Raw genomic sequence first — 23,705 nt, 5'->3', positions numbered from 1 at the left:
AATCCAGATAGTCGCTCATCCGTCGCGCATTTCATGCGCGCCACCTTCTCCCACAAGGGGAGAAGGGACGAGTTTCCCTACACCGGTACCCTCACTGTCGCGCGGAGGCCGCCCATCGGGCTGTCGCCGAGCATGATGTCGCCGCCATGCGAACGGGCGATGTCGCGGGCGATGGCCAGTCCGAGGCCGGTGCCGCCCTCGTCCTGGTTGCGGGCGTCGTCGAGCCGCAAGAACGGCTTGAAGACTTCTTCGCGCATGTCCGCCGGGATGCCCGGGCCGTCGTCATCGACGGTGATCGTGAGATAACGGTGGTCGCGGTGGCCGGTGATCGAGATCGCGTTGGCGTGCCGCGCCGCATTGGAGACGAGATTGCCGAGGCAGCGCTTGAACGAGGCCGGCTTCACGGTCACGACGGGCAGTCCGTGGAAGGCGACGGTCGCGGTGTGGCCGTGGCGCTCGGCGTCGTTGCGCAATTCCTCCAGCGCCATCGTCATGTCGGTGGGCTGTGCGACCTCGCCGGAGTCGCCGCGGGCGAAGGCGAGATAGTCCTCCAGCATCATCGACATCTCGTCGACGTCCTTGCGCATGGCGTCGATCTCGGGGCCTTCGCCGAGCAGCGCGAGCTCCAGCTTGAAGCGGGTCAGGATGGTGCGCAGATCGTGCGAGACGCCGGCGAGCATCGCGGTGCGCTGCTCGATCGTGCGCTCGATGCGCGCCTTCATCTCCAGGAAGGCGTGCGCCGCACGCCGCACCTCGCGCGCGCCGCGTGGCCGGAAATTCGGTGCCTCCCGGCCTTTGCCGAAGCTTTCGGCGGCGTCCGCCAAACGCAGGATCGGCTTGATCTGGTTGCGCAGGAACAGCACCGCGACGATCAAAAGGATCGTGGAGGTGCCGAGCATCCAGAAGATGAAGATCTCCGAATTCGAAGCGTAGGCGGCGCTGCGCAGCGCGAAGATGCGCATGATCGCGTCGTCGAGCTGCACGCGGATCTCGACCAGGTTGGATCTGCCGACGGTGTCGATCCAGAACGGACGGCCGATCTGGCGGCCGAGCTGCACCGACAGCGACTGGTCGAGCAGCGAAAAGAACGGCTTTGGCCCGGGTGGCGGCATGTCGCCGGGAGGCAGGAAATCGACCACGAGCTGGAGCCGCTGCGCGATCCGGCGCACCTGCGCGCGGTCCTTGTCCTGCGGATAGGTCTTGTAGACGTCGATGAGAGCGGCGATGTCCTGCACCACAGCGGCGGAGAGGCGGCGCGTCACCGTGTTCCAGTGCCGTTCCATGAACACGAAGGCCACCACGGTCTGCAGCACCACCATCGGCACGATCATGATCAGCAGCGCGCGGGCATAGAGGCCGGTCGGCATCCAGCTCTTGAACGCGTTTCCCATCCGGCCATTGGCTCGGGAGACGCGTTGCGAGGCGTTGCGGATCAGGCTCAGGCCCGTGTCGATCGTGCTCATGGCGGATAAGGCTTAAGGCGAGGCCACCAGGCGATAGCCGATGCCGCGCACCGCCTGCAGGAACAAGGGATTGGCGGGATCGCGCTCGATCTTGCGCCGCAGGCGGTTGATCTGCACGTCGACGGCGCGCTCGTTGACGGTGCCGCCTCCGGTCAGCGCGCCGCGCGGCACGGTTTCGCCGGGGCTCGCGGCGAGGACGCGCAGCATGTCCCGCTCGCGGTCGGTCAGATGGATGATCTCCTCCCCCTGGCGCAATTCGCCGCGGTCGAGATGGAAGACGTAGGGGCCGAAGGCGATCTGCTCCAGCGTCTGCGCCGGCGGCGGCGCGGTGCGCTTGAGGATGTTGCCGATCCGCAGCACCAGTTCGCGCGGCTCGAACGGCTTTGCCACATAGTCATCGGCGCCGATCTGCAGACCCTCGATGCGGGCTTCCGCCTCGTGGCGCGCAGTGAGCATGATGATCGGCACCGACGAGGACGCGCGGATGAAGCGCGCGAGATCGAAGCCGTTCTCGCCGGGCATCATCACATCCAGGATCAGCAGGTCGAAATTGAGCCCCAGTAGTTTGGCGCGCGCGTCGCTGGCGCTCATGGCGGTCGTGACGCGATAGCCTTCGCCGCAGAGGAAGCGCGAGAGGAGATCGCGGATGCGGCGATCGTCATCGACCAGCAGGAGGTGCGGCGCGTCGTCGGCCGGTTTCATCGGCATTCGTGCCGTCGCCGCGGCAATGGTTGCTCCCTGCGTCACGTTCACTCCCTCGTCTTCTTGGCCGCGCTGCCGAAGATCGTCTCCAGCACCTTGTCGGGATCGTCGCGGTCGATCATCGCGCGCAGGAACGCTCGCACGGTCTCGACGCCGCCCGGATCGAGGCCGGCGACCGCGCGGTTGATGCGGTCGGTCTGCAATCCCGCCAGCTTGGCCACCAGCGCTTCGCCCTTGGCGGTGGCGTAAAGCAGCCGCTGCCGCCGGTCATTGCTGCCGGTCTTCTGCAGGATGTAGCCTTCATCGAGCAATTGCTTCAGCACGCGGCCGAGCGATTGCTTGGTGATGCGCAGGACGTCGAGAAGATCGGCGACCTTGAGCCCCGGATAGCGCGTGACGAAGTGCATCACCCGGTGATGGGCGCGGCCGAAGCCGAACGCCTCCAGCTCCTGATCGGCATCGCCGACGAAGTCGCGATAGGCGAAGAACAGGAGCTCGATGATGTCCCAGCGCAAATCGCCCGTCCGAGGCGCGGGAGCGGATACGTCCGTTCCCGGAGAATCGGGCTGCGCTGCTGCCGTTGAGAAATTTATGTCAGCCATATTGACGTATCTTGGGTTCAATGTTACAAAACTGCCAGTCTCGACGAAATTTTAAATCGTTTCGTCCCTGGCAAAGTTTAGATCGGCCACGAGCAGACCAGTGATGGAGGCTTGGGCCGCAAATTGGGACTACCGTGCGATTGTCGAGCGGCATTTCGACAAAACATACTGGACTTCAGCATCCGGCAAAAGCATGTCCTTTCGGACATGACGGCGATGGAAACCGGCCGTAAGGCTGGCGGTGAAGTCCAGGCCGACTAAGCCAGTCAGGCCCGGAGACACCGGCGTCAGCAATCGCGCGGATTCCGACAGCGGGAAGCAAGGGCGGAAAGCAAAGGATATGAGTTTGAAATTCGAAATCCAGCCTGCGGCGAATGCGACCTCCGACAAGGAGCGCGCGACAAGGCTCGTGGACCCGGGCTTCGGCCGGATTTTCACCGATCACATGGCTGTGGTCCACTACAATCAGGCGAAGGGCTGGCATGGCGCGCGCGTCGAATCCCGCGCGAACTTCCCGCTCGATCCGGCCACCGCCGTCATGCACTACGCGCAGGAGATTTTCGAAGGCCTCAAGGCCTACAAGCGCGACGATGGCGGCGTGAACCTGTTCCGCCCCGACGCCAATGCCCGCCGCTTCTGGAATTCGGCTGAGCGCATGGCCATGGCGCCGCTGCCCGAGCCCGTGTTCATCGAAGCGGTCGAGCAGCTCGTGCGCATCGACCGCGCCTGGATTCCAGGCGGCGAGGGCAGTCTCTACCTGCGGCCCTTCATGATCGCGAGCGAGGTCTTCCTCGGCGTGAAACCATCAGCGGAATACATCTTCGCCGTCATCGCCTCGCCGGTCGGCTCCTATTTCAAGGGCGGACCCGCGCCGGTGTCGATCTGGGTGTCGGAGCACTACACGCGCGCCGCGATCGGCGGCACCGGCGCCGTCAAGTGCGGCGGCAATTACGCCGCGAGCCTGCGGGCGCAGGCCGAGGCCATCGAACACGGCTGCGATCAGGTGGTTTTCCTCGATGCGGTCGAGCGCCGCAACATCGAGGAACTCGGCGGCATGAACGTCTTCTTCGTGTTCGCCGACGGTTCGCTGCTGACGCCGCCGCTCGGCACGATCCTGCCGGGCATCACGAGGGATTCGATCATCGCGCTCGCGAAGGATGCCGGCACGCCCGTGCGCGAGGAGGCCTACACGATCGACCAGTGGCGCGCTGATGCCGCCAGCGGAAAGCTGAAAGAGGCCTTCGCCTGCGGTACGGCGGCCGTCATCTCGCCGATCGGCAAGGTGTGTTCCACGAGCGGCGATTTTCTCATCAACGGCGGTGAGGCCGGCCCTGTCGCCATGGGGCTGCGCAAGAAGCTGGTCGACATCCAGTACGGTCGCGCGACCGACCCGCACAATTGGATCAGAAAGGTCCCGTGACCGGCGGCGGAATTATTCCGCCGCCTCGGCGCGACGGTTGCCGCATTCTCCATCCGCTGGTAAACGCGCGCCCATGGCCGACAAACCCAAAAAACCGCAGAAGCTGAAGGCGCGCCTGCCGCGCGGGCTCGAAGATCGCGGCCCGACCGCGATCGCCGCGACACGCCGGATGACCGAGACCATCCGCGAGGTGTTCGAGCGCTACGGGTTCGAGCCGGTGGAGACGCCGGCGATGGAATATACCGACGCGCTCGGAAAATTCCTGCCGGACCAGGACCGCCCCAACGAGGGTGTGTTCTCGTTCCAGGACGATGACGAGCAGTGGATCTCGCTGCGCTACGACCTGACCGCGCCGCTCGCCCGCTACGTCGCCGAGAATTTCGACGCGCTGCCGAAGCCGTATCGCAGCTATCGCGCCGGCTACGTCTTCCGCAACGAGAAGCCGGGCCCCGGCCGCTTCCGCCAGTTCATGCAATTCGATGCGGATACGGTGGGCTCGGGCTCGCCGGCCGCCGATGCCGAAATGTGCATGATGGCCGCGGACACGATGGAGGCGCTTGGCGTTCCGCGCGGCTCTTATGTGGTGAAGGTCAACAATCGCAAGGTGCTTGACGGGTTGATGGAGAGCATCGGTCTCGGCGGTGACGACAATGCCGGGAAACGACTGACGGTGCTCCGCGCCATCGACAAGCTCGACAAATTTCCGATCGAGGAGATTGAGAAATTGCTCGGCTCTGGCCGATGGGATGGCGGCGAAGAAGGAAAGGGTGACTTTACCGCGGGTGCCGGACTCGACCCTGTCGGAATATCACGCGTAATTAACTTCACCGGTTGGAAAGGCGATTCATCGTCGGGATCGAAGAGTAAGAGGGGATCGAACGAAGTCACGGTCGCGAACTTCGAAGATGTGGTGGAAGGAAATGCCCTGGGCCAAGAAGGCGTGGCCGAGCTTGCGCAGATCAAGGAGCTACTTGCGGCAGCGGGTTACGATGAAAGCAGGGTTATTATCGATCCCTCCGTCGTTCGCGGCTTGGAATACTACACCGGCCCCGTCTACGAAGTAGAACTGCTCCTCGACACCAAGGACGAAAAAGGCCGTCCCGTTCGCTTCGGCTCCGTCGGCGGTGGCGGTCGCTACGACGGTCTCGTCTCGCGCTTCCGTGGCGAGCCGGTGCCGGCGACGGGATTTTCCATCGGCGTGTCGCGGCTGCAGGCGGCGCTGACGCTGCTTGGCAAGCTCGATACGCGGCCGCAATTCGGGCCCGTCGTGGTGACGGTGTTCGATCGCGAGCGGGTCGCGGATTATCAGAAGATGGTCGCGCAGTTGCGTAGCGCCAACGTCCGCGCCGAGCTCTATCTTGGCAACCCGAAGAACATGGGCAACCAGCTCAAATATGCCGACCGCCGCAACTCGCCTTGCGTCATCATCCAGGGCTCCGATGAACAGGCGCGCGGTGAGGTGCAGATCAAGGACCTGATCGAAGGCGCGAAGGCGGCGGCGGCGATCGCTTCGAACCAGGAATGGCGCGAGACCCGTCCGGCGCAGTTTTCGTGTGCGGAGGCTGACCTCGTCGCGAAGGTCCGCGAGGTGCTGGCGCGGCATGAGGTGACGTGGGGGTAGCTGAATTCGTCATACGCGGGCTTGACCCGCGTATCCATCTTCAAAATGATGGATTGCCGGGTCGAGCCCGGCAATGACGGCCGGGCCAGTGAACGACAACAAAAGGGAGAGCGAGAGATGCCTGAGATCACCGTGAACATGGCTGCCGGCCGCACCGAAGAGCAGAAGAAGGGCATGATGCTCGACATCACCCAGGCGCTCGTGAAGAACCTCGGCGTCGACGCCGAAGCCGTCGTGATCCAGATCAACGAGGCGCCGCTCACCCACAAGATGAAGGGCGGCAAGACGTTCGTTGAGCGCGCCGCCGCGGCGAAGAAGTAGCTCTCGTCGTCCCCGCCTTGTGCGCAATTGCGCACTGGAGCGGGGACCCATAACCACAGGATTGCGTTGTGGCGCGAGCTGCCGATCGCCGGTCTTCGCCAAATGACTTCCTGTGGTTATGGGTCCCGGATCAGCGCTCACTTCGTTCGCTTGTCCGGGACGACACCGTGTGTGAGGCAACATGGACGCCCGCGACGTCATCAAGATCGGCGTGAGTGCCGAGCGCACGCTTGTGGTGCCGCCCGAGCGCACCGTCGGGCATTTCGTGCCTGGCATGCCGATGGTCTACGCCACGCCGATGATGATCCTGGAAATGGAAATGGCCTCGGGCGATGCGATCCGCGGCAACCTGCAGCCCGGCTGGGTCACCGTGGGCACCGAGGTCGACATCCGCCATCTCTGGGCTGCGCCCGTGGGCGCCCTGGTGCGCACCACCGCAAAAGTCATCGCGGTCGAACGCCGCGTGATCCGCTTCGAGGTGCAGGCTTTCCACGGTGAGCGCAAGATCGGCGACGGCCGCCACGCCCGCGGCCTGGTCAATGTCGAGAGTTTTACCAGGCGGATCGCGGAGCAGTGAATCCGGTAGGGTGGGCAAAGCGCAGCGTGCCCACCATCCACGTTCCGCTCGTGATGGTGGGCACGCTGCGCTTTGCCCACCCTACAAAGCTTGGCTACTTCGCCAATTCCTTCGATCGCTTTGTCGCGGCTGCAATCGCGCGGATCATCAGTGGGCGCAGCCCGTCGGTCGCCATCAGCACGTCCAGCGCAGCGGCGGTGGTGCCGCCGGGCGAGGTGACGTTCTGACGCAGGGTCGCCGCCGGCAAGTCCGAGCGGTGCAGCAATTCGCCGGAGCCCGAGACGGTCGCGCGCGCCAGCTTGGTGGCGAGGTCTTCCGGCAATCCGGCCTCGACACCGGCGCGCGCGAGCTCTTCGGCGAGCAGGAACACATAGGCCGGACCGGAGCCGGAGACCGCGGTCACGGCGTCCATCAGGCCCTCGTCGTCGACCCATTCCACCGTGCCGGTTGCGCGCAGCAGCGCATCCGCAGTCGCACGCTGCGCGGCGCTGACATTGTTAGCGGCGACCGCGACCGTGATGCCGCGGCCGATCGAGGCCGGCGTGTTCGGCATCGCGCGCACCACCGCGCCGCCGCAGACTTCCTCGAGCGAGGCGATGGTGGTTCCGGCCATGATCGAGACGACAAGCGTCGATGGCGCGACCAGCGACTTGAGCGCGGCGCCGGCATCCCGGAACGATTGCGGCTTGACCGCGACCACCAGCGCGTCGACGTGGCCTGCGTCTTTGGGATTGAGACGGACGCCCTTGGTGGCCAGCGCACCGATCTCGGCCGAAGGCTGCGGGTCGATCACGGCGACGCGCGAGGCATCGAGGCCTCCGGCGAGCCAGCCGGTCAGCATCGCCCCACCCATCTTGCCCGCGCCGGCAAGCGCGACGGTGCCGGTGATATTTTGCAAGGTGTTGTTGCTCAAGGGCGCCACCACTGTCGTCCCGGCGCAGGCCGGGACCCATAACCACAGGTGGTTTTAGTAAGGTGCAGGACGCGCGACAAGCGCTTTAGCTCAAACGGCGAGATCACGCGGTATGGGTCCCGGCTCAAGGCCGGGACGACGGCAACTCCGCGGATGCGGCGTGTTCCTTAAGCCTCGCCCTCGGTGTCGAACATCGCGGCGCTCATCGCCTCCTGTGCGGTCTTGCCGGCCCACACCACGAACTGAAACGCCGGGTAGTAGCGCTCGCAGGCATGGATGGCGCCGACCAGCATGCTCTCGCATTGCGCGGTCGATGCGTTCAACCCGCCGGGCAGCACCAGCGCCTGGCGATGCATGATCATGCCGGTGTGGGTCCAGAGATCGAAATGGCCGATCCACAATTGCTCGTTGATGGCGGCGATCAGCCGCTGCGCTTCGGGACGGCGCGCCGGTGGAATCTTCATGTCGAAGGCGCACGCCAGATGCAGCGCCTCGATCTCGCTCATCCAGGTGAAGGAGAGCTGATAGTCGGTCCAGTCGCCTTTGGAGACGATCGTGACCTCGTCGCCAGCGCGCTCAAACGCCCAGTTGTTATCGGCCGCAATGTCTTCGACCACCGCAAGTGGATGGTTCTCGGAATCGATTATGCCTTCGAGGAGGGACATGCCGTCTCGACCCTTGTTCTTCTGACTTTCTTGGTACGCATCCGGAAGGCCGGCCTGCACCAGATAACGCATGGTTGCCGACTGCAGGCCCCCGTGGCCTTCCCGATCGCTCCGAGGCTTGCCAGGATGAAGTGATGTGATTTGCGGAATCCGCGCAACCGGGCCCCGAGTCCGTCCACAGCCAAAGGCGTGCTCGTCCACAGCTCATCGCCGCCACAATTATTAACGCGAGAACAAATCGGAATCGGATTTGCGCGATCGTCGCAATCGTTAACGCGCTCCGCGCGTTTCGGCCCGGGCGAGGGCACCTGAGAGTCGCCAAGCGGTCGTCAAGGCTCGCGCCGGGCACATGGGGAACATGCCGATTCGCCATGCCAAGGCGCTTGCCGCGTCCGTGGGTTTGGCAATAGCTTTGGGGGCAGGTCGTCCATTCCGGGCGGCCGATGTTCTCAGGGCGGGGTGAAAGTCCCCACCGGCGGTAAGGGCCTGATGGCCCAAGCCCGCGAGCGCCTTTCTCCTCCCAGGAGGAAGGGTCAGCAGATTCGGTGCAATTCCGAAGCCGACGGTCAAAGTCCGGATGAAAGAGAACGGTTGCGGCAGCCTCGCCATCGCGCGTGGCTACAGTCGTTTTCCGTATGCCCTGATTCTGGTCCTGAAAGAGGAAAGCCATGAATCAGATGTTGCAAGACGCCGAAGTCCAAACTCCCGAAGCCGAGGAAGTCCAGTCGCCCGCGGGTGCCGCGCTGGCGACATCAGAGCCGCCGCCGGCGCCCACGCATCCGCGTTTCGCCAAGCCGCAGCGGGTTGCATTCGTGCAATCGTCCTGGCACCGCGACGTGGTGGAGGAATGCCGCATCGCCTTCCTCGCCGAGATGGAGGCGCGCCATGTCACCAATATCGACGTGTTCGAGGTGCCGGGCTCGTTCGAGATTCCGTTGCACACGCAGATCCTCGCCAAGACGCGCCGCTACACGGCGATCGTCGCCGCGGGCCTCGTCGTCGATGGCGGCATCTACCGCCACGAATTCGTCGCCGACACCGTGATCAAGGCGCTGATGGACGTGCAGTTGCGCACGGAGGTGCCGGTGTTCTCGGCCGTGCTGACGCCGCAACAGTTCCACGAGACCGAGGTGCATTACGATTTCTTCCGCAAGCATTTCGCCATCAAGGGCGTCGAGGTCGCGGAAGCCTGCGCCAACACCCTGCACAGCCTGGAGCGCCTGCGCGGCCAGGTCGCCGCGGGGATCGTGGGGTAACGACCCGCCGTCATTCCGGGATGCGTGCGAAGCACGCAGGCCCGGAATCCATTGGGCCGCGTCTTCTGTGGTCAGATGGATTCCGGGCTCGCGCTGACGCGCGCCCCGGAATGACGAGGCTTGGGGATGTCTAGTCGAACAGGCTCGACACCGATTCTTCCGCAGCGGTGCGGGCGATCGCCTCGGAGATCAGGCCGGCGATCGAGAGGGTGCGGATGTTGGCGGAATTCCTCACCGCCTCGGTCGGCAGGATCGAGTCGGTGATGACGAGCTCTTTCAGCTTGGACGAGGCAATGCGGGCCGCGGCGCCGCCGGACAAGACGCCATGGGTGATATAGGCGAACACTTCCTTGGCGCCGTTGGCGATCAGGGCGTCGGCCGCATTCACCAGCGTGCCGCCGGAATCCACGATGTCGTCGACGAGGATGCAGGTGTAGCCGGCGACATCGCCGATCACGTTCATCACTTCGGACTCGCCCGGCCGCTCACGGCGCTTGTCGATGATGGCGAGCGGCGTGTTGATGCGCTTGGCGAGGCCGCGCGCGCGGACCACGCCGCCGACGTCGGGCGACACCACCATCACATTGCTCAGCGCGAAGCGCTCGCGGATATCGCGCACCATCACCGGCGAAGCGTAGAGATTGTCGGTCGGGATGTCGAAGAAGCCCTGGATCTGGCCGGCATGCAGGTCGAGCGTCATCACCCGGTCGGCGCCGGCATGGGTGATCAGGTTGGCGACCAGTTTCGCCGAGATCGGGGTACGCGACCCTGACTTACGATCCTGCCGCGCATAGCCGAAATAGGGCACGACCGCCGTGATGCGGCGGGCGGAAGCCCGGCGCAGCGCGTCGGTGATGATCAGGAGTTCCATCAGGTGGTCGTTGGCCGGGAACGAGGTCGACTGCAGGATGAAGACATCGGAGCCGCGGACGTTTTCCTGGATCTCGACGAAGATCTCCATATCGGCGAAGCGCCGGACCACCGCCTTGGTCAGGGACATCCCGAGCCCGTCGGCGATCTCTTGTGCCAGCACGGGATTGGAATTGCCAGCTACCAGCTTGATCGCGCCGTTCTTGGCCGACATGGACGCTTCTCCCCGAGGTTTGCTCGATACCATGTCCAACATCTCAAGTACCTACAGAACCGGCGGGTTTCGATGCGCGACGAGATATCAGGCGAGGGGGGCAGCGGCAACCCGTCACACCCGTTATCCCGGCCAAAAAATGACAGCTTTTTGACTATCCCGAACGTTTAGTTAGCGCTGTAGCCGAGCGCCACGACCCCGGATTCTTCCGGTGCGGGCGCGCTCGCGACCGCGGGTCCCTGCCGGCTGGGCGTGGAGGCCGGCGCAGGCGCATCGGTCGGGCCGCCATTGATCATGGTGCTGAGGCCGCTCAAGCCGGCTTGTGCGATCTTGCGCAGGACCAGGTCGTCGGCGGCAGCCCAGGCGTCACGGCCGGACTTGCCGGCCGGTTCTTCGCCGGAGAGTCGCAGGGCGCGCTGCTGGTTGGCATCATAGACGTCCCAGACCCAGGCGATGACGGTCTTGCCGCGCACGACTTGCGCCGAGAGATAGCCGCGCACGCGGTAGGCGGCCGCGCCTTCGCGCGAGACGATCGCCAGGTCGCGGAGTTTGGATTCGCTGTCCAGCACACCCACCATGCGGTCGAACACCTGCGGCGGCGGGCCGTCGATCGATTCGAACGCGATTGTCGATCCATTGCCGCCGCTCCCCGCCATCGCATAGGCATTGCTCGCCGCGCCGCCATTGGCGCAGCCGCCGAGCGCGCAAGCCGCAATCAGCAACGTTGCGGCCAACGCGGCGCGCGCAATTCGGGAAAGGGTGACGATGGTGTCGCTCATCATCACCCCGATATCGTTAAAATACGTTAAGGTCTAGGGCGGCGAGGCCCCGGCGCCGGTTCGATAGATTCCAGGCGCTGATCGAAATTTTCTTTGAAGTTTAAGTACTTCCGCCGGAAGCGGTTATTTTTCCAGGGCGATGGCGTGAACGTGGCGGCCATAATCGCCCTCTTTCCGATGCACCGAGCGGCGGTAGCTATAGAAGCGTTCGTCGGAATAGGTGTCGATACCGATGTCGTCGATCATCAGGATACCGGCATTCTCCAGCCGCATCCGGATGTAACCGCCGAGGTCGAACATCGCGTGTCCTTCGCGTTCGCCGGGCAGGAAGAAGAGGGCGTTGTCCGCGTCAGCCTCCAGAAATCGCGCGACGAATTCGGGCCCCACTTCATAGGAGTGTTGGCGGATCAAAGGCCCGATCGCGGCGACGATGCCGCTGCGGTCGGCGCCGAGCCTTTCCATCGCCTCGACGGTCGATTCCAGCACGCCAGTCAGCGCGCCCTTCCAGCCGGCATGCGCCGCGCCGATCACGCGCGCATTGGGATCGACGAACAGGATCGGCCCGCAATCGGCCGCGGTAACGCCGATCGCAAGGTTCTCGGTGCGGGTGACGATGGCGTCGGCTTTCGGCCGCGCATCGCTCGCCCAGGGCGTGGTGGCGACCACGACTTCGGGGGAATGCACCTGATAGAGCGTCAGCAGGCGGTCGGGTCCGACCCCCAAGCGCTCCGCCATGCGCCGGCGGTTTTCCGCGACATTATCGGCAGCGTCATTGGAGCCGATGCCGCCGTTGAGGCCGGCATAGATGCCCTCGGATACGCCGCCTTCGCGCGAGAAAAAGGCGTGGCGCAGGCCGGGAATGGCTGAGAGCAGCGGGGAGGCCAGGGTCATGAACGTTCCGCGTCGTTTGGATGATCGCTCAGGCCCGCGATCGAGGTGAGCTCCGGGTGGGAGATCGCCATTGCCTTGAACATCGAGCCCATGCCGCCGCGGCCGCTGTCGGTCAATCGTTTCAGTGCGCCGGCGATCTCGTCCGCGATTTCGGGCGTGGCCTTCGCCATCAATCCCGCGGCCCGCGCCTCGATGCCGAGGCGCTTCAGGAATTCACCCTGCGTCACCGGGCCGTGGACGCGTGCGCCGACGTCTTCGGCGGCCCGTGCCAGCGCCTGGAAATCGACATGGGCGGTGACGTCGGCCTGGCCCGGATTCTTCAGCGGATCGGAAAAGCTGTGGCGGGCGATTGCCTGGAAGGTGTCGCCGGCATCGCTGCGCATGTGGCCATAATCGATGATCAACGCCGCGCCGTCCTGGTCGCGCACGCGGCGGGCGAGCTTCATGATCCCGGTGTCGGGCCGCCATTCGAACACCGCACCTAAGGGAGCCGCGCGCACCAGCGGCGGCAGCAGCACGTCGAAGCGCGGCATCGGCTCGGGCGCGGTGCCGAAGGCGAGCTTGCCATTGCTGTCGAGCTGGATCACGCGCTCGTGCCAGCCGTTCTCGCGCCTCACCACCTGGTGGATCGGCAGCACGTCGAAATATTCGTTGGCGAGGATCACCGCCGGGCCCTCGGGCACGTCGTCGATGCTCTCGTGCCAGGTGATGTCGCGGACATTGCCCAAGGTTGCGCGCTGCTTCTCGCGCAGCACCGGATTGATCTCGACCAGATGGACGCTGAGCGACTGATAGAGCGGTGGCAGCACCCGCAGCGCCCGCAACGCGTCCGCCATCATGGTGCCGCGGCCGGGGCCGATCTCGATGAGCCGCAGCGAGTCAGGCGAACCGATCGCGCGCCAGATCGATGCCGACCACAGGCCCAGGAGCTCGCCGAACATCTGGCTAACCTCGGGCGCGGTGGTGAAATCGCCCTCGCGGCCCAGCGGGTCGCGCGACACGTAATAGCCGTGCTGCGGATGCATCAGGCACAGTTCCATGTAGCGCCAGACCGGCATCGGGCCGGATGATTTGATCAGCTTCTTGATCTCGGACAGCAGCGGCGAAACTTCGGTCACATCCAGCCTTAAATCGAACTCGGTAGCGGCTGCGGCGCCCGGCGGCGCCAAGCCATCACAACCATGATAATGCCGACAATGACCATCGGCACCGACAACAGCATTCCCATGGTTAACCCGCCCCACAGGAAGCCGAGCTGCGGATCGGGCTCGCGGAAGTGTTCGCCGATGATGCGGGCGATGCCGTAGATCAAGATGAAGCTGCCGAGTACAAGGCCGCGCCGCTTCAGGGCGCCCATCCGGATCATCACCGCCAGGATCGTGAACAGGACGATGCCCTCGAGCCCGGCTTCATAGAGCTGGCTCGGATGCCGGGGCACCGGGCCCCCAGTGGGAAACACCATCGCCCAGGGCAGGCTCGGATCGGCGGGCCGGCCCCACAATTCGCTGTTGATGAAATTGGCGAGCCGGCCGAGGAACAAGCCGATCGGCGCGACCGCAGTGGTCATGTCGCCGAGCGACAGGATCGGGACGCTGTTCCGGCGCGCAAACCACATTACTGCGACGACGCAGCCGAGGAAGCCGCCATGGAACGACATGCCGCCCTTCCACAGTTCGAAGATCTCGGCGGGATGCTGAATGAAGAACGGCAGATTGTAGAACAGCACGTAGCCGGTGCGGCCGCCGACTATGATGCCGAGCGTGACCCAGAGGATGAAGTCGTCCATCTGGGTGAGCGTGATCGGCGCGGGGCCGCCCCACAGTTTCTCGTTCTTGATCATCTGCCGCGCGTAGATCCAGCCGATCACGATGCCGCAGATGTAAGCGAGCGCGTACCAGCGGATCGCGATCGGTCCGATCGAGATGGCGATCGGATCGAACACGGGGAAATCGATCAAGAGGAAGGGCATCGCGCCTCAGGCTGTGCGGACAGATTGCGGCGATAGAGCGCCAGCAGACGCTCCCAGTGCCGCTCGGCGGCGTCGCGGTGATAGACCGGGCGCCTCGGGAAGGCAAAACCGTGATGGGTGGCGGGATAGATCTCGACCTCGTTGGTCGATCCCTTCATGCCGGCCTGCACTTTTTCGATGATCTCCATCGGCGCGTAGATGTCGGTCTCGGCGCAGGCGAAATAGAGCTCGGCCTTGGTCTTCTCGGCTGCCAGATGCGGGCTGTCGGGCTGGTCGGTCGCCAGATGCGTGCCGTAGACCGAGGCGGCGGCTTTCACGCGATCGGGGAAATGCGTCGCCGCGTTGATCGCATAGCGCCCGCTCATGCAATAGCCGACGGTGCCGACGATGCGCGTATTCGCGGCGGCCTCGCCCTCTGCATAGGCGAGCAGGGCCTTGGTGTCTTCCATCACCACGGGAATGTTGATCGACTGCATCAATTCGAACATGCGCTTGCGTTCGGGCGATTCCGGGTCGGGATTGATCGGCCCAAGCTCCATGACGCCGGCGCGGTAATAGAGGTTCGGCAGCATCACATAGTAGCCGGACGTACCGAGCCGGCGCGCCATGTCGCGCAGCTCTTCGCGGATCGCCGGCGCATCCATGTAGAAGATGATCACCGGAAACGGGCCGCCGCGCTCGGGATGGGTGATGAAAGTGGTGATCTTGCCGTCTTTGGTCGGAATATCGATCTGCTGGTCGATCATGGGCGTTTCTCGGTTAGCGATTCTCTATTCCTGGGCGTTGAGTACGATTGCAAGGAAACCGGAGCATGACAAGGCGAGCGGCATCATGGGTCATTTGCGGCCTTGAACCACGCGCCTTTGATTGCCATTGTCTTGATCGTTAGGGAGTGCGGAGAGCTAGATGACCCAGACCACGAACCGGTTTTTTGACGAGATCGGCCGTCTCATGAACGATGCCGCCGGCGCCGCCCAGGGCGTCAAGCGCGAAGTCGACTCGGTCATGCGCAACCAGGCCGAACGCGTTCTGCGCGACCTCGATGTCGTCCGGCGCGAGGAGTTCGAGGCGGTGAAGGACATGGCCCGCCTGGCGCGCGAGGAAAACGAGGCGCTGAAGGCGCGGATCGCAGCGCTGGAGGCCAAGCTCGGAGGGACCTGATCTCTCGTAGCCCGGGTGAAGCGCAGCGCAACCCGGGACCGTTGCCCCCGCGGTGAGTTTTCCCGGGTTTCGCTGCACTTCACCCGGGCTACGGGTCGCCCCTCGAGGCCGCCCATTTTCCTTGTCATTTCGGCCCTTTGGGGCTAAAAGCCCGCTACGTCCGCAGCCCCCGCACCCCTGGAGGCTTGCTGCGGCACGCGAAACGGGGCCGCGATGCGGCCTTTAACTTTTTGCAAAACAAGGACTTAGACTGATGGCGACCGTCAAGGAATTGAAGGCGACCGCACGTCCGAAGAGCGGCAAGGGGGCCGCCCGGGCTGAGCGTCGCGCCGGGAAAGTTCCCGGAGTGATCTATGGTGACAACAAGCCCCCGCTGACCATCTCGGTCGACGACCGCGAGCTGCGCCAGCGCATCCTCGCTGGCCGGTTCCTGACGACGCTGTTCGACATCGATCTCGACGGCAAGAAGCACCGCGTGATTCCGCGCGACTATCACCTCGACCCGGTGAAGGACTTCCCGCTTCACGTCGACTTCATGCGGCTCGGCGAAGGCGCGACCATCCGCGTCAGTGTTCCGCTGCACGTCATCAACGCGGAAACGGCGCCCGGCGTGAAGCGCGGCGGAACCGTCAACATCGTCACCCACACGATCGACCTCGAATGCTCGGTCGAGAACATTCCGCAGTACATCGACGCCGATGTCGGCGCACTGGAAATCAGCTACTCGCTGCATCTGTCCGACATCAAGCTGCCGAAGGGCGTGAAGGCGCTGTCGCGCGAGGACGCCACGCTGGTGACCATCGTGCCGCCGTCCGGCTACGCCGAAGAGCAGAAGGCGGCGGCAGGTGCGGCCCCGGCGGCAGGCGCTGCCGCTCCGGCTGCAGGTGCGGCTGCTCCGGCAGCGGGTGCTGCGGCTCCAGCGGCGGGTGCCAAGGCACCGGCCGGTGGCGACAAGAAGAAGTGATAGCGCGCCAGCGCGGGATGCCGCGTCATGCGACTCTTTGTTGGCCTCGGTAATCCCGGCGCGAAATACGCTGATAACCGGCACAACATCGGATTCATGGCCGTCGATGAGATTGCGCGGCGTCATGGTTTCGCACCATGGCGCCGCCGCTTTCAGGGCGAGACATCCGAAGGCCTGCTCGGTCGCGAGAAGGTGGTGCTGCTGAAGCCGACCACCTACATGAACGAGTCCGGGCGCGCGGTGCAGGAAGCGCAGAATTTCTTCAAGCTTTCGGCCGGCGATATCACCGTGTTCCAGGACGAGCTTGAGCTGCCGGCGGCAAAGGTGCGGGTCAAGGTCGGCGGCGGCATCGCCGGGCACAATGGCTTGCGCTCGATCTCCGCGCATATCGGCAACGACTATCGCCGGGTCCGGCTCGGGATCGGTCATCCCGGGATCAAGGAACTCGTGCACAGTCACGTGCTGTCGGATTTCGCCAAGAACGACCGGCCGTGGGTCGAGGCGCTCTGCGAGGCAGTCGCCGACAATGCCGGCCTGCTGGCGGCGGGACAGGATTCGTCGTTCCAGAACAAGGTGCATCTGACGCTGCAGGCGAAGGGCTTTTTCGACAGCAAGGAAGAGGGCGGAAAGTAACGCTCGTCATCGAGGGCGACCTCAGTCAATTCAGCCGCTGCACATTCGCGCGGGAGATCGGAAAGTACGATGGGATTCAAATGCGGGATCGTCGGGTTGCCCAATGTCGGCAAGTCGACGCTGTTCAATGCGCTGACGGAGACGGCCGCAGCGCAAGCGGCCAACTATCCGTTCTGCACTATCGAGCCGAATGTCGGCGAGGTCGCCGTCCCCGATCCGCGGCTCGACAAGCTCGCGGCTGTGGCAAAGTCGGCGCAGATCATTCCGACCCGGCTGACCTTCGTCGATATCGCCGGCCTGGTCCGCGGCGCCTCCAAGGGCGAAGGGCTCGGCAACCAGTTCCTCGCCAACATCCGTGAGGTCGATGCGATCGCGCATGTGGTGCGCTGCTTCGAGGATTCCGACATCACGCATGTCGAGGGCAAGATCGCGCCGCTGGCTGACATCGAGACCATCGAAACCGAATTGATGCTCGCCGATCTCGACAGCCTCGAGAAGCGCGTCGACAATCTCACCAAGAAGGCCAAGGGCAACGACAAGGACGCCAAGGAACAGCTCGATCTCGTCAACCGCGCGCTGGTGCTGTTGCGTGAGGGGCGACCCGCACGTGCGCTCGAGCGCAAGCCGGAAGAGGAGCGCGCCTTCCGCATGCTCGGGCTTCTGAGTTCCAAACCAGTGCTCTATGTCTGTAATGTCGAGGAGAGCTCGGCGAAGGACGGCAACAGCTTTTCGAAGCAGGTGTTCGAGCAGGCGAAGAAAGAGGGCGCGGTCGCCGTCGTGATCTCCGCCAAGATCGAAGCCGAGATCGCGACGCTGTCACGCGAGGAGCGTGCCGATTTTCTGGACACGCTCGGGCTCGAGGAGGCCGGTCTGGACCGCCTGATCCGCGCCGGCTACGAACTGCTTCATCTCATCACCTATTTCACCGTCGGCCCGAAGGAAGCGCGCGCCTGGACCATCGACCGCGGCACCAAGGCGCCGCAGGCGGCCGGCGTGATCCATACCGATTTCGAGAAGGGCTTCATCCGCGCCGAGACCATCGCCTATGACGACTACGTCGCGCTCGGCGGCGAAGCCGGCGCCCGCGACGCCGGTAAGCTGCGCCTGGAAGGCAAGGACTACGTCGTCGCCGACGGCGACGTGATGCATTTCAGGTTTAATACGTAATCACCACCTTTCGCTGTCATTGCGAGGAGCGCAGCGACGAAGCAATCCACCTCTCCGCAAGCGGCGATATGGATTGCTTCGCGGAGCCTGTCATCGGGCGGCGCTTTGCGCCGACCCGGTGGCTCGCAATGACGGTGGAAATTCCTACCGCATTCCGCCCTGGTCGCGGATCGCGCCGAGATGCTCGTTGATGCGGAACACGATCAGGATGAATTCGGCGGCGATGCGCGAGAGCACGATGCCGACCACGATGCTGGTGAGCGAGGCGAGCAGCAGGATGAAGCCGCCGAACGGGCTGATCGCCATTGCGGCCAGGCTCCAGAGGATTCCGTAAATGCCGAACAGCACGATCACGCCGATGACCAGCCAGTAGAACGTCTTGATGATCGTGGGGGTGATGAAGCGGTCCCACTGAAACAGGTCTTGAAAATCGAACATCGGTGGATTCTCCCGGCCAATCGATCTTGAGTCGCGCCGAAGCAGGGCTAGCTCCGAACCTCTGTCCGGGCAAGCCGGGGAGCGGTACGCAAGGACGGTGCTCCCCCGCTATGGTGATCCCCCCTTAAAAGCAAGCCATGCGGGCGGGCGGGTTGAGATTGCCGCAAATAACGGCCACAATCAGGCCCCTGTCTCCTGAAATCCCCAGCATGACCACACTCACGTTCGAAGACTTCAAGATAGGCCATTTCGGCACCTTCGGCCCGCGCCACGTCACCCGCGAGGAGATCCTGGCTTTTGCCGCCGAGTTCGATCCACAGCCGATGCATCTCGACGAAGAGGCGGCGAAACGATCGATGCTGAAGGGACTGTCCGGCTCGGGCTGGCATCTCGGCTCGCTCACGATGCGGATGCTGGCCGACGGCTTTATCTGCCGCACGGCGTCATTCGGCTCGCCCGGCGTCAATGAGATGCGCTGGCTGTCGCCGCTGCGCCCCGGCGACGATTTGACGCTGGATGTCGATGTGGTCGAGGCGCGGGTTTCGCGCAGCCGGCCTTCGACCGGCATCGTGACCTTCAAATGCACGGTGCGCAACGCGGCCGGCGTGGTGTTGTGCGAGATGGAGTCGCCGATCATCGTCCGCCGGCGAGCCGAAGCGGTGGCGGGGTAGCATCGATGCGCTTCTTTGAGGATATCGATATCGGCGCGCGGCGCGAGCTCGGCTCGTTCACCTTCACCGCCGAGGACATCAAGCGCTTCGCGGCTCAGTTCGATCCGCAGCGCTTTCATCTCGACGAGGAGGAAGGACGAAAGTCGCTGTTCGGCGGCTTGGCAGCATCGGGCTGGCACGTCGCCTCCGTCTGCATGAAGCTCCTGGTTGCCGACGGCAAGCGTCTGGCGCAGGAGACAGCCGCGCGCGGGGAAGAGGTCGCGGTGTGGGGACCTTCGCCCGGTTTTCGTGAGCTGCGCTGGATCAAGCCGGTCTTGGCCGGCGACACCATCAGCTATGCCAATGTGGTCGAGACCAAGCGCACCTCCGAGAAGCGTCCCGAATGGGGCATCCTGCAGGGCCGCAACACCGGCACCAACCAGCACGGCGAACTCGTGTTCTCGTTCCTCGCCACCGCCTTCGTTCCGCGCCGGAAGGCAGGCTGAAACCCGGCTTGCGCGGTTACGGGAACCGTCCGGCTCTTTAACCGTATTCGACGAATTCCGGATACGATCTATTTGCTAACCCATTTTGAACTTTCTGCCGGCCATATCAGACCCAGGGTAAGCACCGTGAGGACAACTATGGCAGATCGTGTCGGACTGAAAGTTCTGGGCGCAATTTTCGCGACCGTCACGGTTGCGGTGATGCTGACCACCGGCATGGTGGTGAAGGGCTATGCCGACGGCGCCTTCACGCTCGAGGGCAGCGCGATCGTCCGGCGCTGATCTTCAGCTTCTGCTAACCATAGCAGCCTAGCCATCACGCCGTTGCGAAGGCGTCAGCGGCTCCAGATCAACACCATCACCACGGTCGCCGCGATCAGCAATCCGACGAAGCGGAGCATGATGGTGCCGACACTGTGCGGCGATTGCCGCAGCGGGATGGGATCGGTGTTGTCGGGCCGAACGCTTTGCATCAGTGCTGTTTTCCCCAAGAAACGGCGTGCCAAAGCGGCATCCGTCACGGCGTGATCCGGATCGAAACGATCACGCGCAAGTCAAGAAATCTTCACGCTCCGAGTTTGAGCATGATCTTTTCCCCATCATGCTCGGTCGCGTGCTGCGCTTTTATCTTTCAAATCATTTTAGTCAAATAGAAACCGCCGCATCCTCCGCACAGGTGATGCGGCGGTCATGAACTTCTTGTAGCAATCGCCGAGACTAGCTGTTGCGCAGCCCGTCGGCGGCGCGTTTCCACTGCGTGACGTTGTCGGCGATCATGCGAGTCGACTTCATCGCGGCCTGGCTGAGCTGGGCGTAGCCCGAGATCTCGCGCTGGACGCGCTGGCCTTCGGCGTGCAGGAGGTCGCGCAGGCTTTCGAGCTCGGAGATCAACTTCTCGATCTCTGCGAGCGACGTGCCGGCGACGCGCTGGATCAGCGAGTTGACATTGTTCACGGTGGCCTCGGTGTTCGGCTCGAGTGGTTCCGTGCTTGCCTGCGGCGACCGGCGCAGATAGGCGATATCGTTGCGCACGAAGTCGCGGATGCCAGCCTCGACGTCCGAGACGGCGGCGAGGTTGTTGTCGATTTCCGTCTCTGCTTCTTGTTCAACTTGCTCGGAACGATTGGTAGCGTTCATCGGCTATTCCTCTGTTACGCAATGACGCGAGCGCGGAAGTCCCCCACCGCACGATGTGAGCGGCAACTATGGGCGCCCGATTTTGGCCGCATCTAGGCCAAGTTGCGGCAATGGTTCGATCATTCCTTAAGGGATTACGACCGCGGCCGGCCTCACCAGCTTCGCTTGAACCCGGCCGTCAGGCTCTTGTTGGCCGGCCCTTGCGCGCTTTCCCCGATCGAGCCGGAGATGGTGACGCCGTCGAACAGCTTCTGCTCGGCGCCGATCCGGTGCAGCCATTTGTCGTCGCCGGTCGTCAGCGTCTGGCCGGCGATGAAGCTGGTTCCGCTGTTATTGATGCTCAGCCTCGCCGATTGATCGGCCTCATAGCTCCGCGAGGGATGGCTGACGATGCCGGGCACCGGCACCATGCCCTGCTGGATCAGGTTGTAGCCGTTCTGCAGCGTCAGCGAATACTGGTCGGCGAGCGGCACCGACTTGCTGATCGAGGTCCCGAACCGGGTTTGGTCGCTGCCGGGATCGACGCGGGCCTCGACCGAGGTCTTGTCCCAGATCGAGGCAACGCCCGGCGCGGTGATCGCGGCCCAGGCGGTGCCGGAGGATTGCGGCAGACTGCCGCCATTGGCGAGCCGTTCCGACAGCAACTCCGAATTGGTCAGCGTGCCCTGGCGCGCGACCGTCATGTCGGCGCCGATCCGCGTGTCCCAGAACGGCGAGATCGATTGCTTGACCGAGACCGCGGACGTGCCGTTCGCGTTGTTGTTCGACGACCATGCGGCATCACTGCCGTCCGCCTTCTTCGGCGCTGCGGCCTTCTTCGGCGTCAGCACGGTGTCGGAAGGCGAGGCATCGGCGCTGAGCAGGCTCCAGTCGAGCTTGTCCACGTCGACGTCCTTCATCACGTCGGCGTCATTTGCCTCGGGCTCGGGCTCGGCCTCCTCGGCCGCCGGCGTCGCATCGTGGATACCGTTCCAAGGGGAAATTTGAGAGGAAATTTGAGCGGAGATTTGCGGCGACGTCTGCGCCGCCGCCGGCAGCACCATCGCAATGCCGAAGCCCGCAGCCAGTACCGGCAACCACGCCCAGCCAGATCGTCGTTTGAAAGTCATTCCCGCAGCCCGCATTCCAGGCAGAGTAATACGTATAGCGTAGCGCAAATTTGTGACGACGACGTTGTTGTCGGCGCGACAGCATGTAGCACGGATCGGATCGTCATGGCCGGGCACAAGAGCGTGAAAAAGCGTTCAGGCTGATGTCCCGGCCATCCACGCCTTCCCGGGGCTGGCGAAGGAAGGCATTTGGATACCCGGGAAGCGCCCGGGTACGACGAAACTGGTCCAGCGAATGATGACGACGGCGAGGCGCTTATTGCGCCGCTGCGATCCGCGGCAGGTGGATCGGATAGCCGACGGTCTGCTCGACCAGGTCGAAGCTGTCGACCAGGACGCGCAAGCGGGTCAGCAGGCCGCCACGGAATTGCGCGAAATGCGCGATCCGCACCGCGATCGGCTTATTCGAATCCTGCGCGGTCAGCGAATAGCGCATCATCGATGCCGCGGAATCGGCGCCGAGCATGATGGACTCGCGCTCGAAGCGGCGGACGCAGAAGTTCTCGGCGATCTGCCTGATCACCTCAAGCGCGGCGGGCTTGCCGTGACGTGCACCGAAGAAAGAAAACAGGTCGATCGGTCCATAGATCGCCCATTCGACGTCCTCGTCGAGCAGGGCGGCAATATCCGCGAATTGGCGTTCGTTGATCGCGCGGTGAAACGCGCGCGAAAAACGCCAGAGACTATGCTCTGTCATTTATCGTCTTCCCGAATCTGGATTGCAAAACAGCAACGGCAAATGGGCGTCCGCACCGACGCCGCGCCAGATTGCTGCACTTCAAATTTCACCGTCTCAAATAGAGCGGCCGTGCCAGAACGCAATTGTTATTTTTGCATTGCACAAATGCAGACTTTTTTGCGAGATTTTGCCCGAATCCGCCGTCCGTGGCCCATCAGCGGTCGCGACGGGCTACAGGCTCGTGCTCGATTGCGACCTCGGCGTCGCGGATCGCGAGCACGGCGAACAGCAGCGCGCCGCCAATGCCGCCGATCACAGCGCCCATCGGCATGAAGGTGAAGAACACCAGCGCGCCGCTATCGCCTTCAAAATTCGAGGTTTTGAAGATTCCGATCCAGGCAAGCCCGGCACTGATGCCGAGCGCGGCGCCGCCCAGCGCCCCGAATGCCAGACCTAAGATCGCCAGCAACGCGATTTTCATGATGTCCTGTCAGCCCCGTCGTCCGCAGCATGCCGAGTAGTTGGTCACGCAAGCGCCGGCGAGGTTCAACGTGACGGGGAATTAACGGGAAGGTGTTGTTCCGTGCTTGGTGGACAAGCTACGGGACGGAGACCGTCATTGCGAGCGAAGCGAAGCAATCCATCTCGCCGCTCGCGGAGACGTGGATTGTTTCGTCGCTTGCGCTCCTCGCAATGACGGCGGAGAGGCTCTGATTCGAATGTCAAACAGCGCTCCGCTGTCATCGTCCAGCTTGACCGGACGATCCAGTATTCCACAGGCGGTAGTGCTTACGCTCAGACGCCGCGGGTTACTGGATGCCCCGCCTTCGCGGGGCATGACGATGGAGTTTGGTGAGACGATGTGGGTCCGCATTCTCGCGACATGAAATGCCCGAGCTTTGCGTCTCGTTTCACCCTCCTTGAAATCAGAGGGCGCAGGGAAAGCCGGGTGCCGGTTGCACCCATGGGCCCCGTGCAACAAAAAGCACGGGGGTAGG

The 23,705-nt window shown here is 63.9% G+C and carries 29 protein-coding genes and 1 riboswitch; of the genes, 12 read left to right on the top strand and 17 right to left on the bottom strand.

Features of this window, described 5'->3' with window-relative positions; genetic code table 11:
- Nucleotides 1-77: 77 nt before the first annotated feature.
- From OZ411_RS39630 to OZ411_RS39620, 3 genes are read right to left on the bottom strand one after another with little or no spacing between them, the layout of a single operon-like run.
- Nucleotides 78-1,463: an ATP-binding protein gene (locus tag OZ411_RS39630; RefSeq protein ID WP_130583711.1), complete on the bottom strand. Its 1,386-nt coding sequence runs from the start codon at nt 1,461-1,463 to the stop codon at nt 78-80.
- Between the two features lie 12 nt (nt 1,464-1,475).
- A complete protein-coding gene (locus OZ411_RS39625) occupies nt 1,476-2,171 on the bottom strand; it encodes a response regulator transcription factor (protein WP_130583714.1) in 696 nt (231 codons plus the stop codon).
- Between the two features lie 41 nt (nt 2,172-2,212).
- Nucleotides 2,213-2,767, bottom strand: coding sequence for a MarR family winged helix-turn-helix transcriptional regulator (locus tag OZ411_RS39620; protein WP_282532285.1), 555 nt, complete (start codon nt 2,765-2,767; stop codon nt 2,213-2,215).
- 340 nt (nt 2,768-3,107) lie between these two features.
- On the opposite strand from OZ411_RS39620, the gene OZ411_RS39615 reads away from it, so the two are divergent.
- The 4 genes from OZ411_RS39615 (at nt 3,108) to OZ411_RS39600 (ending at nt 6,706) form a co-directional block, all read left to right on the top strand.
- Nucleotides 3,108-4,187 (top strand): branched-chain amino acid aminotransferase, encoded by a 1,080-nt coding sequence (locus OZ411_RS39615; RefSeq protein WP_282532284.1) that lies wholly within the window; start codon nt 3,108-3,110, stop codon nt 4,185-4,187.
- A 73-nt stretch (nt 4,188-4,260) separates the two neighbouring features.
- The gene (gene hisS / locus OZ411_RS39610; RefSeq protein ID WP_282532283.1) at nt 4,261-5,808 is read left to right on the top strand and encodes a histidine--tRNA ligase; all 1,548 of its coding nucleotides are present in this window, start codon (nt 4,261-4,263) and stop codon (nt 5,806-5,808) included.
- 117 nt (nt 5,809-5,925) lie between these two features.
- Nucleotides 5,926-6,129 carry a tautomerase family protein gene (locus OZ411_RS39605; RefSeq protein ID WP_028163903.1) on the top strand — a complete coding sequence of 68 codons (204 nt, stop codon included), beginning with the start codon at nt 5,926-5,928 and terminating at the stop codon, nt 6,127-6,129.
- Between the two features lie 181 nt (nt 6,130-6,310).
- Nucleotides 6,311-6,706, top strand: coding sequence for a hotdog domain-containing protein (locus tag OZ411_RS39600; RefSeq protein ID WP_130584477.1), 396 nt, complete (start codon nt 6,311-6,313; stop codon nt 6,704-6,706).
- 94 nt (nt 6,707-6,800) lie between these two features.
- Here OZ411_RS39600 and proC read toward each other — a convergent pair whose 3' ends face one another.
- Both proC and OZ411_RS39590 read right to left on the bottom strand, forming a co-directional pair.
- Complete coding sequence (gene proC, locus OZ411_RS39595) at nt 6,801-7,619, bottom strand: pyrroline-5-carboxylate reductase (protein ID WP_130583265.1); 819 nt, start codon at nt 7,617-7,619, stop codon at nt 6,801-6,803.
- A gap of 167 nt (nt 7,620-7,786) precedes the next feature.
- Nucleotides 7,787-8,284 (bottom strand): YbjN domain-containing protein, encoded by a 498-nt coding sequence (locus tag OZ411_RS39590; protein WP_130583264.1) that lies wholly within the window; start codon nt 8,282-8,284, stop codon nt 7,787-7,789.
- A 441-nt stretch (nt 8,285-8,725) separates the two neighbouring features.
- Nucleotides 8,726-8,877: riboswitch (FMN riboswitch) on the top strand.
- Nucleotides 8,878-8,952: 75 nt separating this feature from the next.
- On the opposite strand from OZ411_RS39590, the gene OZ411_RS39585 reads away from it, so the two are divergent.
- A complete protein-coding gene (locus OZ411_RS39585; protein WP_130583263.1) occupies nt 8,953-9,540 on the top strand; it encodes a 6,7-dimethyl-8-ribityllumazine synthase in 588 nt (195 codons plus the stop codon).
- Between the two features lie 130 nt (nt 9,541-9,670).
- On the opposite strand, the gene OZ411_RS39580 is transcribed toward OZ411_RS39585, so the two are convergent.
- The 6 genes from OZ411_RS39580 to OZ411_RS39555 form a co-directional block, all read right to left on the bottom strand.
- Nucleotides 9,671-10,624, bottom strand: coding sequence for a ribose-phosphate pyrophosphokinase (locus OZ411_RS39580; RefSeq protein WP_165421479.1), 954 nt, complete (start codon nt 10,622-10,624; stop codon nt 9,671-9,673).
- 167 nt (nt 10,625-10,791) lie between these two features.
- Entirely contained in the window at nt 10,792-11,403 is a 612-nt protein-coding gene (locus OZ411_RS39575) for a hypothetical protein (RefSeq protein ID WP_130583261.1), read from the bottom strand.
- Between the two features lie 123 nt (nt 11,404-11,526).
- Nucleotides 11,527-12,294, bottom strand: a complete 768-nt coding sequence (gene pgeF / locus OZ411_RS39570) for a peptidoglycan editing factor PgeF (protein ID WP_282532282.1) — start codon at nt 12,292-12,294, stop codon at nt 11,527-11,529.
- Complete coding sequence (locus OZ411_RS39565; RefSeq protein ID WP_282532281.1) at nt 12,291-13,412, bottom strand: class I SAM-dependent methyltransferase; 1,122 nt, start codon at nt 13,410-13,412, stop codon at nt 12,291-12,293. Before OZ411_RS39565 ends, pgeF begins: the two co-directional genes overlap by 4 nt.
- A gap of 8 nt (nt 13,413-13,420) precedes the next feature.
- Nucleotides 13,421-14,263, bottom strand: a complete 843-nt coding sequence (gene lgt, locus OZ411_RS39560; RefSeq protein ID WP_282532280.1) for a prolipoprotein diacylglyceryl transferase — start codon at nt 14,261-14,263, stop codon at nt 13,421-13,423.
- Nucleotides 14,248-15,009, bottom strand: a complete 762-nt coding sequence (locus tag OZ411_RS39555) for a dienelactone hydrolase family protein (protein ID WP_282532279.1) — start codon at nt 15,007-15,009, stop codon at nt 14,248-14,250. Before OZ411_RS39555 ends, lgt begins: the two co-directional genes overlap by 16 nt.
- A gap of 160 nt (nt 15,010-15,169) precedes the next feature.
- Between OZ411_RS39555 and OZ411_RS39550 the strand changes: the two genes are divergently transcribed.
- From OZ411_RS39550 to ychF, 4 genes are all read left to right on the top strand, one after another.
- Entirely contained in the window at nt 15,170-15,424 is a 255-nt protein-coding gene (locus OZ411_RS39550; RefSeq protein ID WP_130583256.1) for an accessory factor UbiK family protein, read from the top strand.
- Nucleotides 15,425-15,677: 253 nt separating this feature from the next.
- Nucleotides 15,678-16,388, top strand: coding sequence for a 50S ribosomal protein L25/general stress protein Ctc (locus OZ411_RS39545; RefSeq protein ID WP_028163892.1), 711 nt, complete (start codon nt 15,678-15,680; stop codon nt 16,386-16,388).
- A gap of 27 nt (nt 16,389-16,415) precedes the next feature.
- Nucleotides 16,416-17,021, top strand: a complete 606-nt coding sequence (gene pth, locus OZ411_RS39540) for an aminoacyl-tRNA hydrolase (protein WP_282532278.1) — start codon at nt 16,416-16,418, stop codon at nt 17,019-17,021.
- Between the two features lie 69 nt (nt 17,022-17,090).
- Entirely contained in the window at nt 17,091-18,188 is a 1,098-nt protein-coding gene (gene ychF, locus OZ411_RS39535; protein ID WP_282532277.1) for a redox-regulated ATPase YchF, read from the top strand.
- A gap of 144 nt (nt 18,189-18,332) precedes the next feature.
- Here ychF and OZ411_RS39530 read toward each other — a convergent pair whose 3' ends face one another.
- Nucleotides 18,333-18,626: a DUF4282 domain-containing protein gene (locus tag OZ411_RS39530; RefSeq protein WP_027581135.1), complete on the bottom strand. Its 294-nt coding sequence runs from the start codon at nt 18,624-18,626 to the stop codon at nt 18,333-18,335.
- 209 nt (nt 18,627-18,835) lie between these two features.
- Between OZ411_RS39530 and OZ411_RS39525 the strand changes: the two genes are divergently transcribed.
- The 3 genes from OZ411_RS39525 (at nt 18,836) to OZ411_RS39515 (ending at nt 20,064) form a co-directional block, all read left to right on the top strand.
- Nucleotides 18,836-19,297, top strand: a complete 462-nt coding sequence (locus OZ411_RS39525) for a MaoC family dehydratase (RefSeq protein WP_282532276.1) — start codon at nt 18,836-18,838, stop codon at nt 19,295-19,297.
- Nucleotides 19,298-19,302: 5 nt separating this feature from the next.
- Entirely contained in the window at nt 19,303-19,782 is a 480-nt protein-coding gene (locus tag OZ411_RS39520) for a MaoC family dehydratase (RefSeq protein ID WP_282532275.1), read from the top strand.
- Nucleotides 19,783-19,920: 138 nt separating this feature from the next.
- Nucleotides 19,921-20,064 (top strand): hypothetical protein, encoded by a 144-nt coding sequence (locus tag OZ411_RS39515; protein ID WP_165421484.1) that lies wholly within the window; start codon nt 19,921-19,923, stop codon nt 20,062-20,064.
- A 53-nt stretch (nt 20,065-20,117) separates the two neighbouring features.
- Here the strand turns inward: OZ411_RS39515 and OZ411_RS39510 are convergent, their stop codons facing one another.
- From OZ411_RS39510 to OZ411_RS39490, 5 genes are all read right to left on the bottom strand, one after another.
- Nucleotides 20,118-20,303: a hypothetical protein gene (locus tag OZ411_RS39510; RefSeq protein WP_282532274.1), complete on the bottom strand. Its 186-nt coding sequence runs from the start codon at nt 20,301-20,303 to the stop codon at nt 20,118-20,120.
- A gap of 196 nt (nt 20,304-20,499) precedes the next feature.
- Nucleotides 20,500-20,919: a hypothetical protein gene (locus OZ411_RS39505; protein ID WP_130583352.1), complete on the bottom strand. Its 420-nt coding sequence runs from the start codon at nt 20,917-20,919 to the stop codon at nt 20,500-20,502.
- A gap of 152 nt (nt 20,920-21,071) precedes the next feature.
- On the bottom strand, nt 21,072-22,028 hold the full coding sequence (locus OZ411_RS39500) for a hypothetical protein (RefSeq protein WP_282532273.1): 957 nt from the start codon (nt 22,026-22,028) through the stop codon (nt 21,072-21,074).
- 256 nt (nt 22,029-22,284) lie between these two features.
- Entirely contained in the window at nt 22,285-22,725 is a 441-nt protein-coding gene (locus tag OZ411_RS39495; RefSeq protein ID WP_282532272.1) for a nuclear transport factor 2 family protein, read from the bottom strand.
- Nucleotides 22,726-22,921: 196 nt separating this feature from the next.
- Nucleotides 22,922-23,188, bottom strand: a complete 267-nt coding sequence (locus tag OZ411_RS39490; protein WP_282532271.1) for a hypothetical protein — start codon at nt 23,186-23,188, stop codon at nt 22,922-22,924.
- Nucleotides 23,189-23,705: the final 517 nt, after the last annotated feature.

Origin of the sequence: Bradyrhizobium sp. Arg237L (assembly GCF_029990105.1) — a bacterium.
Lineage (GTDB): Bacteria > Pseudomonadota > Alphaproteobacteria > Rhizobiales > Xanthobacteraceae > Bradyrhizobium.
This window is presented reverse-complemented; position numbering and strand designations above follow the sequence as displayed.

Excerpts from the sequence above, each read along its gene's own strand:
- OZ411_RS39630 (WP_130583711.1), bottom strand. The coding sequence starts at position 1,463 with ATGAGCACGATCGACACGGGCCTGAGCCTGATCCGCAACGCCTCGCAA.
- pgeF (WP_282532282.1), bottom strand. The coding sequence starts at position 12,294 with ATGACCCTGGCCTCCCCGCTGCTCTCAGCCATTCCCGGCCTGCGCCAC.
- lgt (WP_282532280.1), bottom strand. The coding sequence starts at position 14,263 with ATGCCCTTCCTCTTGATCGATTTCCCCGTGTTCGATCCGATCGCCATC.
- OZ411_RS39555 (WP_282532279.1), bottom strand. The coding sequence starts at position 15,009 with ATGATCGACCAGCAGATCGATATTCCGACCAAAGACGGCAAGATCACC.
- OZ411_RS39605 (WP_028163903.1), top strand. The coding sequence starts at position 5,926 with ATGCCTGAGATCACCGTGAACATGGCTGCCGGCCGCACCGAAGAGCAG.
- OZ411_RS39495 (WP_282532272.1), bottom strand. The coding sequence starts at position 22,725 with ATGACAGAGCATAGTCTCTGGCGTTTTTCGCGCGCGTTTCACCGCGCG.
- ychF (WP_282532277.1), top strand. The coding sequence starts at position 17,091 with ATGGGATTCAAATGCGGGATCGTCGGGTTGCCCAATGTCGGCAAGTCG.
- OZ411_RS39625 (WP_130583714.1), bottom strand. The coding sequence starts at position 2,171 with ATGCCGATGAAACCGGCCGACGACGCGCCGCACCTCCTGCTGGTCGAT.
- hisS (WP_282532283.1), top strand. The coding sequence starts at position 4,261 with ATGGCCGACAAACCCAAAAAACCGCAGAAGCTGAAGGCGCGCCTGCCG.
- OZ411_RS39580 (WP_165421479.1), bottom strand. The coding sequence starts at position 10,624 with ATGTCGGCCAAGAACGGCGCGATCAAGCTGGTAGCTGGCAATTCCAAT.
- OZ411_RS39500 (WP_282532273.1), bottom strand. The coding sequence starts at position 22,028 with ATGACTTTCAAACGACGATCTGGCTGGGCGTGGTTGCCGGTACTGGCT.
- OZ411_RS39615 (WP_282532284.1), top strand. The coding sequence starts at position 3,108 with ATGAGTTTGAAATTCGAAATCCAGCCTGCGGCGAATGCGACCTCCGAC.
- OZ411_RS39545 (WP_028163892.1), top strand. The coding sequence starts at position 15,678 with ATGGCGACCGTCAAGGAATTGAAGGCGACCGCACGTCCGAAGAGCGGC.
- OZ411_RS39575 (WP_130583261.1), bottom strand. The coding sequence starts at position 11,403 with ATGAGCGACACCATCGTCACCCTTTCCCGAATTGCGCGCGCCGCGTTG.
- OZ411_RS39590 (WP_130583264.1), bottom strand. The coding sequence starts at position 8,284 with ATGTCCCTCCTCGAAGGCATAATCGATTCCGAGAACCATCCACTTGCG.
- pth (WP_282532278.1), top strand. The coding sequence starts at position 16,416 with ATGCGACTCTTTGTTGGCCTCGGTAATCCCGGCGCGAAATACGCTGAT.
- OZ411_RS39550 (WP_130583256.1), top strand. The coding sequence starts at position 15,170 with ATGACCCAGACCACGAACCGGTTTTTTGACGAGATCGGCCGTCTCATG.
- OZ411_RS39515 (WP_165421484.1), top strand. The coding sequence starts at position 19,921 with ATGGCAGATCGTGTCGGACTGAAAGTTCTGGGCGCAATTTTCGCGACC.
- OZ411_RS39600 (WP_130584477.1), top strand. The coding sequence starts at position 6,311 with ATGGACGCCCGCGACGTCATCAAGATCGGCGTGAGTGCCGAGCGCACG.
- OZ411_RS39620 (WP_282532285.1), bottom strand. The coding sequence starts at position 2,767 with ATGGCTGACATAAATTTCTCAACGGCAGCAGCGCAGCCCGATTCTCCG.
- OZ411_RS39505 (WP_130583352.1), bottom strand. The coding sequence starts at position 20,919 with ATGAACGCTACCAATCGTTCCGAGCAAGTTGAACAAGAAGCAGAGACG.
- OZ411_RS39530 (WP_027581135.1), bottom strand. The coding sequence starts at position 18,626 with ATGTTCGATTTTCAAGACCTGTTTCAGTGGGACCGCTTCATCACCCCC.
- OZ411_RS39585 (WP_130583263.1), top strand. The coding sequence starts at position 8,953 with ATGAATCAGATGTTGCAAGACGCCGAAGTCCAAACTCCCGAAGCCGAG.
- OZ411_RS39520 (WP_282532275.1), top strand. The coding sequence starts at position 19,303 with ATGCGCTTCTTTGAGGATATCGATATCGGCGCGCGGCGCGAGCTCGGC.
- OZ411_RS39525 (WP_282532276.1), top strand. The coding sequence starts at position 18,836 with ATGACCACACTCACGTTCGAAGACTTCAAGATAGGCCATTTCGGCACC.
- OZ411_RS39490 (WP_282532271.1), bottom strand. The coding sequence starts at position 23,188 with ATGAAAATCGCGTTGCTGGCGATCTTAGGTCTGGCATTCGGGGCGCTG.